The sequence below is a fragment of the Rubneribacter sp. genome (assembly GCF_965361815.1).
The window spans coordinates 1-11,132 of record NZ_CBDTNW010000169.1 but is presented as its reverse complement, the minus strand read 5'-3'; the positions used below and the strand labels follow the sequence as shown (position 1 = coordinate 11,132).

The window sequence follows — 11,132 nt, the reverse complement described above, 5'->3', positions numbered from 1 at the left end:
AGGCCGCCCGCCGGGCGGCCTCGCGCCCCCGCTCCGTGAAGAAGGCCTGCTTGGGCGGCGCGACCAGCGGCCTGCCGCACGCCAGCGCGCACCTTATCAGGCACATGGCCTCGGCGCCCCTCCGCGACCACGACCGCCCCAGGCCCTTGAGCCTCGCCGCTCCCACGTGGGCGTTGGTGCCCTCCATGGTGCCGAGCGAGGGGGTCGGGAAGCGCACCGCGTCCGCGTTCGCCTCCATGTAGGAGCCGAGCTCGCGCACCTTCCTCGCGCGGGCGGGGTCGGGCGCCTTCGCCGCCACCCGCGCGCACATCCTCGCCAGCTGCAGCGGCTTGCGCCTCACGGCCAGGTTCACGGCCCACTCGCGCTGCGCGCCCTCGGGGAAAGCCCTCCATATCTTCTGCATGATGTGGAACGGGTCGAGCGACCGCGCGACGGGGGCGCCCGCCAGCTCGCCGCGCGCGCACCACGCCGCGCCGTCGGCGCCGAGGACGACCCTCTCCAGGTCGGCCGGCTCGTAGGCCTCGGACACCATGCTCTCCACGCGCCCCCAGAACTCGTCGGGGGAGTCGTCCCCGCAGGTCAGCAACAGGCCTCCCCGCTCGTGGCGCCCCGGCGCCACCTTCTTCTTGCCGGCGTAGGCGCACGCCATCTTCAGCTCGAAGGAGCGCGTGCGCCTGGCCTGCTCGTAGAGGAAGCGGGGCAGCGCGCGCTCCCGGTGCGACTCCTCCTGCAGGCGCACCCACAGCCCGTCGGCTTCGACGTGCAGGACGCCCTGGCTGACCCTCTCCCGAGGGCGGCGCGCCGACTTCAGCAGCGCGCCCTCCTCGTGCACGCACCTCATCACGGTCACGTGGCTGACGCGCGCGCCGGAGAGCTCGGCGAACGCCGCCGCGGTCTTCCTGTAGGACAGCTCGGCGGCGCAGCGGCACATCCACAGGAACGCGCCTGCGGAGAGCCTGGCGCGCTTGGGCACGCCGAGCAGCTCGTCGCACAGCGCCCGGCGGCGCCCGAGCCGGTCGAGGAAGACGGTGCGCGTGTAGGTCATGGCGCCGAGCAGCGTCACGAGCGTGCGGGGCGCCCGCTCGTGGACCGACCAGCCCGGCATCGGCCTCGCCGCCAGCCCGGCGTCGAACGCCTCCACGCACTCCCGCATCGCCTCCAGGCCGACCGACCGGGCGGCTTCGGCCGTGGCGAGCTCGAAGGCGTCGAAGTCCTCCGAGGCCAGAAGCGACGAAAACATGCGCGACGAGAGCATGCGGGAGACCTCCCGCGTGGTAGGATTGGGCATGGGAGAACCTTTCTCTTCTTTTGGCTTGGACACCTCAAGGATACCGAAAGGTTCTCCTTCTCGCCTAACGGGACTTTTGGACGGGCTCCCCGATTAACTTAACTCGCACTTGCCGGGATGCGGCGTTGCGATGCGGCGGCGTGTGTGCGAGAATGGGCCGCATGCGAATCAAACCGAACATCCAGGCCGGCGGGCGGCCCGAAGCCCGGCTCGCCCGCCGTATCCGTCCGCAGGCCGTAGGAGCACGGATCCGTCCATGAGCGCTTGCCCTTCCGGAGACATCGACCGCGAGGCGCGCGGGCGGCGGTGCGCGGGCGCCTCGCCCCGCGCGCTCGTGTGCGCGGTTGCGCCGGAAAGCCCCGCCGACGATGCGGGGTTCGAACCGGGCTGCTACGTGACCAGCGTGGACGGCCGCCCCGTGCGCGACCTCATCGACTGGCGCTGGCTTGCTTCCGACGACGTGGTGGAGCTTGGCTACATCGACCTCGACGGCGAGGAAGGCGTAGTCGAGCTTGCGCGCGAGGAGGGCGAGGACTGGGGCTTCGAGTTCGAAGGCGTGGTGTTCGACGGCGTGCGCCAGTGCCGCAACGCCTGCATGTTCTGCTTCATGCGCCAGCTGCCCGACGGCATGCGCCCCGCGTTGACGCTGCGCGATGACGATTTCCGGCTGAGCTTCCTCTCGGGGACGTTCGTCACGCTCACCAACCTCTCGGCCGCCGAGGAAAAGCGCATCCTCGAGCAGCGCATATCCCCGCTGCGCGTGTCGCTGCACGCCTCGGACGCCGAGGTGCGCCGGCACATCATCGGCCGGCACGCCCAGCATGGCCTGGATGCGCTCGACCGCCTGCTGGCGGCCGGCATCCAGTTCCACGCGCAGATCGTGCTCATGCCCGGCGAGAACGACGGCGAGGTCCTGTCCCGAACCTTGTCGTGGGCCTGGGAGCGGCCGGGCATCTTGGACGTGTGCATCGTCCCCCTGGGCTTCACGAAGCATCAAACCGCCTTCGAGCGCAGCTTCAACGACCCGCGCGCCGCCCGAGCGGTCCTGGAGCGCATCGAGCCGTTCCAGCGGCGCGCGCTCGCACGCCGCGGGAGCGCGTGGGCGTTCGCGGCCGACGAGTTCTACCGCAACGCCTACGGCGCGGACCTCTTGGACAACCTGCCTTCGGCCGGACACTACGGCGACTTCGCCATGTTCGAGGACGGCGTGGGCATCATCCGCGCGTTCGTGGACGACTGGGAGCGGGCCGAGCGCGCGGGGCTGATGCGCCGCGCCGCGCACGCGCTTGGGCGCGCGAACCTGCGCGTGCGCTACGTCGCGGGGTTCGCCACGCGCGAGTTCCTGGCTCCGCTCGTTGCGCGAAGCGGCATGGCGGACCGCTTCGCCCCTCTGTTCGTGCGAAACGACTTCTTCGGCGGCAACGTGGACGTGACCGGGCTTCTGTGCGGCTGCGACGTGGCGGATGCCGTGCGCGCCTGCGCGGGCGAGGCGGACCTGTTCGCCATCCCGCGCGTGATGCTCAACGATGACGGCATCACGTTGGACGATATGCGTTTGAAGGATATGGAAAAGAGGACGGGCGCGCGCCTCGTCGTGGTATCCTGTAACGCGTCTGATTATCTCGCGGAGATCATCGACCTGGCCGAGCGCTGCGCGCCGGCCTCTGACCAGCACGCCAACCTGTGAGGAAGCACCATGCCAATGCCCATAGTGGCGGTGGTGGGACGGCCCAACGTGGGCAAGTCCACCTTCGTCAACCGCATAGCCCAGGCCGACGAGGCCATCGTCCATGAGATGCGCGGCGTCACGCGCGACCGCTCCTACCACGAGGCCGATTGGAACGGCGTCGAGTTCAAGCTGATCGACACCGGCGGCATCGAGATGGGCGACGACGACGCGTTCCAAGGCTCCATCCGCGCCCAGGCGTTCGCGGGCGCGAACGAGGCGGACGTCATCGTCTTTCTCGTGGACGGCAAGACCGGCATCAACGCCGACGACGAGGAGGTGGCCCGCATCCTGCGCAAGGCCTCCAAGCCGGTGTTCTTGGCGGTGAACAAGATGGACAGCCCGGGCCGCACCGACGAGCTGTGGGAGTTCTACCAGCTGGGAATCGGGGACCCCTGGCCGGTGTCGGCCTTGCACGGGCACGGCACGGGGGATCTGCTGGATGCCGTGGTGGAGGAGCTGCGCGCGGTGGAGGTGCCCGAGGGCGAGGAGGATCCGGGTATCAACGTGGCCATCATCGGCCGCCCGAACGCGGGGAAAAGCTCGCTTACGAACCGCATGACCGACAACGAGCGCTCCATCGTCTCGGACGTGGCCGGCACCACGCGCGACGCCATCGACACGCTGGTCGAGCACGACGGCAAGCGCTACACCATCGTGGACACGGCCGGTCTTCGCCGCAAGAGCCAGATCGACGAGGACGTGGAGTACTACGGCTTCGTGCGCGCCATGCGCGCCATCGACCGCGCCGACGTGGCGCTTCTGGTCGTGGATTCCACGCTGGGGCTCACCGACCAGGACCAGCGCGTGGCCGGCTTCGCCGCCGAGCGCGGGTGCGCCATGGTCATCGTCTTGAACAAGTGGGACCTCGTGGAGGGGCCCGAGGCCAAGGCCGAGATACGCGAGCGCATAGCGGACCGGATGACCTTCGTGGGCTACGCGCCCGTCATCGCCATCTCCGCGCTCACGGGCAAGAGGGTCGATCGCATCTGGGCCGCCGTCGATGCCGCCTACGCGAACTACTGCCAAACCATTCCCACGAGCAAGCTCAACGCATGGCTTTCGGGCATCCGCGAGACAGGCCACACCGTTTCGAGCGGCAAGGCCGTCCTGCGCATGAAGTACGTGACGCAGACCTCCTCCTGCCCGCCGCGCTTCACCTTCTTCGTGAACCGGCCCGATCTTGTGACCGACAACTACGAGCGGTTCCTCGAGAACCGCCTGCGCGAAAGCTTCGACCTTTCGGGCACGCCTATCCAAATGAAGTTCAAGAAGAAGGACTAACGCCATGGCCTCCCTCTCTTCCAAGACCCCGCGCACCGCTGCGGCCGCGGTCGCAGCGCTTCTGTGGCTGCTCGTCGTCCTCGCGTTGTTCGGCGCCGCCGGAAGCTTTCCGGTCTGCGCCGCGCCCGCCGTGTTCCTTGGCAGCGCGCTTTTGGGGTCGATTCCCTGGGGCGTGATCATCTCGAAGGCGTTCTACCACACCGATCTGCGCGACCACGGCAGCGGCAACATCGGCACCACCAACGCCCTGCGCACCATGGGCAAGGCGGGCGGCGCGGCGGTGTTCGCGCTCGACTTCGGCAAGGGGCTGGCCTCCGGCGGGCTGGCGCTTGCGGGGTTGGCGCTGTTCGATCCGGGCGCCTCATCCCCGTCGTCCCACGACCTTTTGGTGGCGCTCGCGTTCCTCGGCTGCATCTGGGGGCACATCTTCAGCCCGTGGCTCGGCTTCAAGGGCGGCAAGGGCATCGCGGTGGCGGTGGGCTGCCTGTTCGTGACGTTCGGCGCGGGCGGGGCGCTTTTCGAGCTGGCGCTGTTCGCGGTCGTTGTCGCGGCCACGCGCTACGTGTCGCTGGGATCGTTGGCCGCGGCGGTGGCCTGCCCGTTCTACGCGCTGTACCGCTTTCCCGACAGCCCGCCCGCCGTGTTTTTGTGCATGCTCGCCGCCGCCACGGTGATCTGGGCGCATCGGGGGAACATCGCCCGGCTGCGCGCGGGCACCGAAAACCGCATAGGCGGGGGGAAGGGAGAAGGCCGATGAAGGTCGCCGTCATAGGCGCGGGGTCGTGGGGGACGGCCCTTTCGCAGGTTTTGGCGGGAAACGGGCACAACGTGGGGCTGTGGGCGCGCAAGCCCGAGGTCGTGCGCGGCGTCAACGCCGAGCATCGCAACCCGCGCTACCTGACCGATTCGGTCCTCTCGGACAACATCGTGGCCACGGTGTCCTACAAAGATGCGCTTCTGCGCGCCCGGGCGGCCGTGGTGGTCACGCCGTCGAACCTCATGCGCGGCGTGGCGCGCGCCCTGGCCGACGTGGTGGACGACGACTTCCCCGTCATCATCTGCTCGAAGGGGGTTGAGGAGGGCAGCGGGCTGCTTCCGGTGGAGGTGTTCGAGGCCGAAATGGGCAATGCGGCGCGCTTGGCGGTGCTGTCGGGTCCGAACCATGCGGAGGAGGTTGTCAAGGGCGTCCCTTCAGGAACCGTCATCGCCAGCTCCGACGAGGGCACGGCGTCGTTTTTCCAGGAGCTTTTCGCCTCGGAGGGCTTTCGCACCTATGTGAGCGACGACGTGGTGGGCGTGGAGCTGTGCGCCGCGTTCAAGAACGTCATCGCCATAGCCGTGGGCGTCTCCTACGGGCTGGGCTACGGCGACAACACGGCGGCCATGCTCATGACGCGCGGCCTGGCCGAGATGAGCCGGCTGGTCGTGCGCTGCGGCGGGCGCGCCATCACGTGCATGGGCTTGGCGGGCACGGGCGACCTCATCGCCACGTGCACCTCCGAGCATTCCCGCAACCGGCGCTTCGGCAAGATGCTCGCGGAAGGCGGCACGCTTGAGGAGTTCTCGGAGCGGACCCACATGGTGGCCGAGGGCGCGCTGGCGTGCCGGACCATCGCCACCTTGGCGGACGCCTATCGCGTCGAGCTGCCCATCACCGACGTGGTGCGCAGCGTGGTGTGGGAGGGCGCCGACCCGCGGACCGTGGCGCAAACCCTGACGAGCAGGCCCCTCACCACCGAGTTCTACGGCTTGTGAGCGAGCCGCGCAGCGAACGGGCGGGCAACGAAGCGGTGACCGCAAGGCCACCGTGCCCGGTTCCCGCGTTCGGGCGGCGGCGCTTGGCTTAAAGTGAACGGCGTCGGCGGACGGGTTTTGACCGCCGACGCCAACTGGCCGTCGCGCCGAAAGGAGCCGCCCGAACCGCGAAGCGAACCGTTTGCAGTCCATTCGAGGCCCGTCGTCTCGTCTCTCGTGCACAACCCCTCTCTCAACCCCCCCCTCGACGGGCCGTCATGCATGCGCACTCTCCCCTTCTCCTCGGTGCGCACTGCCTTCAAGCCCCTCTCCGACTCCCCCAATCGGAGAGGGGCTTGCCTTGTCCGAGCCAAGGTCCGCGCGCCCTTGCCGAAACCCTTCGGTATAATGGGCGCACTGCCAGCGACGACGAAGGAGGACTTCGTGACCGTTCGAACCATCTGGATCCTCGGAAGAGGGGCGCTTGTGCTCGCGCTTGCGGCGCTTGCGCTCGCCTGCGTGGCGGCCCTTGGCTGCTCCCGTGCCGACAAGCAGGTTGAACAGGGGCTTCCCGCCTGGACGGACGAGGAGGGCATCCTCGCTTGGGCCCACGTTGCGGCCGACGAGTTCAACGAGCGCGACTACCAGGCCGTGGCGGACCGGTTCTCCGATAAGGGCGTCACGGCCGACCAGATCAAGGAGGGGCTGGAGGAGACGCAGGACGCCTACGGGGCGTTCACGGGGTACGGGGAGGCGTCCTTCCTGCAGGGGGAGAGCAAGGGCCGCTCGTACGCCACCGTCGTGCAGAAGGCTCATTACGAGAACGGAACGGGGGAGTTCCGCATCAGCTTCTTCGAAGACGGGACGCTGGCCGGCTTCTACTTCCTGGCCGACCGGCAGGAATCCTGACGCCTAGGGTCCCGGGCGGGGCGCTTTGGGACCTTAGGCGTCTTGAGGCGCCCCGGGCCGGCGGGCGCCCTCGAGCGCCGCCGCCGCTTCCCTCAGCGTCCGCCGACTCCCTTGCCGTCCAGGTAAGGCTCGATGTCTGCGAGCCTTGCGAGCATGACGGCGCCGGTCCATCGGCTGGCGCGGGGCTGGACGAGCCCTGGCTTGTAGGCCAGCATGGTCAGGGTCATGTCGGCGGCGAAACAGGGCGACGCTACCCGCCCCGTCTGCGCGGACAGGCCGCTTGGGGTATCGACGGCCAAGGCGAAGGGCGCGTCTTTCGCCTTGGCAGGAGCGCCCTTCGCCGCCCGGGCATGGCGCGCCTTCTCGCGCTCGCGTTTGCGATGCCTGCCGCGTCCCTCGCCGCGCGATCCCTCGAAGCGCCGGCGGTTGGCCGCGCGTATCCAGCCGGCGTAGGGCTCGCGCACCTCGTTTCCGGAGAACCCCGTGCCCAGCAGCGCGTCCACCACGGCGCTCGCCTCGTCAAGGACGTCGGCCAGCACGTCGGCGTCGGGCGCCACGAGCACGCGCAGGGGCAGGCGGCGCGCTGCGGCGTCGGCGAAGACGTCCAGCGCCGTTGCGCGCGCGGGCTCGGCTCGCAGGCGCTCGGCTATATCGGGCGTCACGAGCGTCACCGGGTAGCCGCGCTCGGCCAGGGCGCGCGCGGCCACCCATCCGTCGCCGCCGTTGTTGCCCGCGCCCGCCAGCACCGTCACGGGGGCGGGGTCGGGCACCCAGTCGACCACCTTTTGCGCGACTGCGCGCCCGGCGCGCTCCATCAGCTCCGCAAGGGGCGTTCCGTCCTCGGCTATCATCCGCTCAAGGCGCACGACGTCCTCCACGTCCAGGGCGCGCCGGCGTTCCCGCTCCATCCGGGCGCCCTCCTCCGTCATGACGCGCGTGTTGCTCATCAGCCCGTTCAGCATGACGAAGGGCGTGCGCGCCCGAGAGGAGCGCACGGCGCGCACGACGAGGCTCGCCGCCCATGCCGCCATGAGGACCGCCCAGGCGCCTGTGAAAAACGCGCGGTTGGCCCCCACGAAGCGCGCGACGGCCCCGGCTTCGCCCCCGTGCGACCCCGCCGAGAGCACGAGCGCAAGCGCCGCAGCCGGCAGCGTTGCGAACAGGAGCAAAAGCCCGTAGCGGGCCAGGTACTGGTACCAGCGGGCCGGGGAGGCGTCGGGGCGCACGGTGCGCAGGCGCAAAAGCCCCTGCGCCGGCGTCCGCCCGCGCGAGACGGCGGGGACCGCGACGAAGCACAGCAGGCACGCGGCCGCCCCCGCAGCCAGCGGATCGAGGCTTCGTCCCAAAGCCCGGGCGGCAAGCACGGCCAGCGCCGCCGCCGCAAGCGAAAGCGCGAGGTCAAGTCCGAACGAGAGCGCGCGCCGCACCGCCCCGGCGTGCAGCCCCGCCATCCGGGCCTCCTCCTCCACAAGCCTCACGTCGGGCAGCGCCCGCATGAGCGGGCCCGTAAGCCAAAATCCCGTCATGGCGCCCAGCGCGTTGGTCAGAAGGTCGTCCACGTCGAACAGCCGGTAGGGGTGCTCGTAGAGGCCCCACAGCCCGGTGAGCTGGGACAGCTCGAAGGACAGCGTGACCGCGCATCCAATGAGCAGCGTCTGCCACCAGGTGCGTCGAAAGTAGTAGCGCAGGTACATGCCCAAGGGAACCAGCAGCAGCACGTTGAAGAACGCCTCGTAAACGTACGGATCGCGGACGGCGTCGAGCCAGGTCGAAGGATCGGAGAGCGAGGCGTCGGTCTCGGCCAGGAAGGCGCGCAGGAAGTGGAGGGGCTCAAGCTGGGGCACGGCGGCGTAGGGGACGAAGGCCGTGCGGTCGGCCGGCAGGGGCAGCAGCACCAGGAAGTACGCGCACATGAGGTAGAACACAAACGAGTAGACCGCCAGCGTCCGAAGCCAGGGAACCGAGCCGGCTTTGCGGTACTGGTACACCAGGTAGGGCAGCGTGATGAGCAGCGCGACGAGGGGGAAGAGCATGGCGGCGAGGGTGATGTTCGATGCGTAGACGCTCACGCGAGGCGACTCCGTTCCATGTCGAGGAGCGCGCCTTTGAGGCGCGCGGCGGCTCCCGACCCGGAAGGACGCCCGTCCGATCCGACCACGCGGTGGTCGGGCACCAAAACGGCGAGAGGGTTCCTCCTGACCGCCGCCCCCACCGCGCGGTAGGAGCCCGGGCACCCCATGAGTGAGGCCACCTCGGCGCTCGTGCGGGCGCTCCCGTAGGGAATGCGCGAAAGCTCGTCCCACACGGCGAGCTGGAACGCGCTTCCCTCGGCGTCGAGCGGCACGTCGAAGGCCGCCCGCTTGCCGGCGAAGTACTCCAGAAGCTCGGTGGCCGCGCGGTTGGCCAGCGCGCTTGGCCGGCGAAGGCCCGCAAGCGCCACGTCGCCGAGCACGACGTGGGTGATCCCCCGCGCGCTCGCGCGGATGGTGAGGGGGCCGTGCGGCGTGCGGTAGGGGAAGTACGTCCCGGTGCTCGAAGCCATGGCGCCTTCTTCCAGTCGGTTTCCCACCATTATAGCGCGTCGCGCCCACAGGCGGCGGGGAGGGCCCGGACACGGCGCCGTGTTGTTTTCCTCCGCCTCCGCCCGGCAGCCCCGCGCCGCGGACGCGTTGCGCTAGAATGGCGACATCGCGAGATGAGGAAGGATACGCACGTGTTTGAACCGGTGAAGATAGCACCCTCCATTCTATCGGCGGACTTCATGAACCTGGGATGCGACGTGGCGCTGCTCGAGGAGGCGGGGGCGGGCTTTATCCATGTTGACGTGATGGACGGCCACTTCGTCCCCAACCTCACCATGGGCGTGCCCGTGCTCAAGCAGCTCAGGCGCGCGACGAGCCTGCCTCTCGACGTCCACCTCATGGTGGAGAACCCGCTTGAGCAGCTGCCGTGGTTTCTGGACGCGGGGGCCGACATCGTGACCGTGCACGCCGAGGCGCTCGACGCCGAGGGGCTTGCCCGGGCCGTTTCCTCCATCCACGAGGCGGGGGCGAAGGCGGCCGTCAGCCTGAAGCCGGCCACGCCGCCCTCGGCGCTCGCGCCGGTGCTCGCCGACCTGGACATGGTGCTCGTCATGAGCGTGGAGCCGGGCTTCTCGGGGCAAAGCTACATCGAAGGCAGCGAGGGCAAGGTGGCGCGCGTGGCGCAGATGGCGCGCGAGCTGGGCGCCGCGCCGCTTGTCGAGGTGGACGGCGGCATAGGGACGCGCACGGCGCCGCTCGTCGCGGCGGCCGGCGCCGACGTGCTCGTGTGCGGCAACGCCGTGTGCGCCGCGCCCGACCCCGCGCGCGCCATCGCGGACATCTTAGCGGCTGCGGAGGCGGCGCGGCGCGGGGCGCTCGAAGAGCTGGCCGGAAAGGCGTGAGGCGCCATGGCGTTCGATCCTGAAACCTACGTGTACCTGGACTACGCCGCCACCGCGCCGCTTTGCGAGGAGGCGGCCCGCGCCATGGCTCCCTACCAGGAGCCGGGGCGCGCGAACCTGGCCATGGGCGCCAACGCGAACTCGCTGCACGGCCCCGGGCGCGCGGCGTTTTCGGCCCTCGAGGACGCGCGGCGCTCGCTCGCGCGCGACTTGGGCGCGCGCCGCCCCGACGAGATCGTGCTCACGTCGGGAGCCACCGAGGCGGACGGCGCGGCCCTGATCGGCATCGCCCGCGCAGCCGCCCAGGCCCGCCGCCTGCGCCCCGGCGCGTCGGGCACAGGCGTGCCGCGCGTGGTGACCACGGCCATAGAGCACGACGCCGTGCTGGCCCCCGCCAGGCGCCTGGAGGCGCAGGGGTTCTCGGTGGTGCGCCTGGCGCCGGACCGCCAGGGCTTCATCGATCCCGACCGGCTGGCCGCCGCCCTCGATGAGAGCACGGTGCTCGTGTCGGTGCAGGCGGCCAACAGCGAGGTTGGCTCTGTGCAGCCCGTGGCCGAGCTGGCGCGCGTCGCGCACGGGGCGGGCGCCCTTTTCCACACCGACGCGGTCCAGGCCCTGGGCAAGGTGGCCGTGGACGTGGGGGAGTGGGACGTTGACGCCGCTTCGTTCTCCGCGCACAAGGTGGGCGGGCCGAAGGGCGCAGGTGCGCTCTACCCAAGGGCGCGCACGCCCTTCGAGCCACCGATTCTGTGCGGCGTGCAGGAGGG

The 11,132-nt window shown here is 70.2% G+C and carries 10 protein-coding genes; 7 read left to right on the top strand and 3 right to left on the bottom strand.

Annotation, left to right across the window (positions count from 1 at the left end):
- Positions 1-1,288: UPF0236 family transposase-like protein (locus ACWKY3_RS12225; RefSeq protein WP_449316682.1), on the bottom strand; the 1,288-nt coding region annotated here is incomplete at its 3' end.
- 256 nt (positions 1,289-1,544) lie between these two features.
- Between ACWKY3_RS12225 and ACWKY3_RS12220 the strand changes: the two genes are divergently transcribed.
- The 5 genes from ACWKY3_RS12220 (at position 1,545) to ACWKY3_RS12200 (ending at position 6,941) form a co-directional block, all read left to right on the top strand.
- Complete coding sequence (locus tag ACWKY3_RS12220) at positions 1,545-2,975, top strand: DUF512 domain-containing protein (RefSeq protein ID WP_449316681.1); 1,431 nt, start codon at positions 1,545-1,547, stop codon at positions 2,973-2,975.
- Between the two features lie 9 nt (positions 2,976-2,984).
- Complete coding sequence (der, locus tag ACWKY3_RS12215) at positions 2,985-4,298, top strand: ribosome biogenesis GTPase Der (protein WP_449316680.1); 1,314 nt, start codon at positions 2,985-2,987, stop codon at positions 4,296-4,298.
- 4 nt (positions 4,299-4,302) lie between these two features.
- Positions 4,303-5,055 carry a glycerol-3-phosphate 1-O-acyltransferase PlsY gene (gene plsY / locus ACWKY3_RS12210; RefSeq protein WP_449316679.1) on the top strand — a complete coding sequence of 251 codons (753 nt, stop codon included), beginning with the start codon at positions 4,303-4,305 and terminating at the stop codon, positions 5,053-5,055.
- Positions 5,052-6,053, top strand: coding sequence for an NAD(P)H-dependent glycerol-3-phosphate dehydrogenase (locus tag ACWKY3_RS12205; RefSeq protein WP_449316678.1), 1,002 nt, complete (start codon positions 5,052-5,054; stop codon positions 6,051-6,053). Before plsY ends, ACWKY3_RS12205 begins: the two co-directional genes overlap by 4 nt.
- Positions 6,054-6,476: 423 nt before the next feature.
- Positions 6,477-6,941 (top strand): DUF3887 domain-containing protein, encoded by a 465-nt coding sequence (locus tag ACWKY3_RS12200; protein ID WP_449316677.1) that lies wholly within the window; start codon positions 6,477-6,479, stop codon positions 6,939-6,941.
- A 92-nt stretch (positions 6,942-7,033) separates the two neighbouring features.
- On the opposite strand, the gene ACWKY3_RS12195 is transcribed toward ACWKY3_RS12200, so the two are convergent.
- Together ACWKY3_RS12195 and ACWKY3_RS12190 are read right to left on the bottom strand one after the other, a co-directional pair.
- Entirely contained in the window at positions 7,034-9,010 is a 1,977-nt protein-coding gene (locus ACWKY3_RS12195) for an NAD(P)H-hydrate epimerase (protein WP_449316676.1), read from the bottom strand.
- The gene (locus ACWKY3_RS12190; protein WP_449316675.1) at positions 9,007-9,483 is read right to left on the bottom strand and encodes a methylated-DNA--[protein]-cysteine S-methyltransferase; all 477 of its coding nucleotides are present in this window, start codon (positions 9,481-9,483) and stop codon (positions 9,007-9,009) included. The genes ACWKY3_RS12195 and ACWKY3_RS12190 overlap by 4 nt, the downstream gene beginning before the upstream one ends.
- 171 nt (positions 9,484-9,654) lie before the next feature.
- Between ACWKY3_RS12190 and rpe the strand changes: the two genes are divergently transcribed.
- Positions 9,655-10,365 (top strand): ribulose-phosphate 3-epimerase, encoded by a 711-nt coding sequence (rpe, locus tag ACWKY3_RS12185; RefSeq protein ID WP_449316674.1) that lies wholly within the window; start codon positions 9,655-9,657, stop codon positions 10,363-10,365.
- A gap of 6 nt (positions 10,366-10,371) precedes the next feature.
- A partial coding sequence (locus tag ACWKY3_RS12180) for a cysteine desulfurase family protein (protein WP_449316673.1) occupies positions 10,372-11,132 on the top strand: 761 nt, incomplete at its 3' end.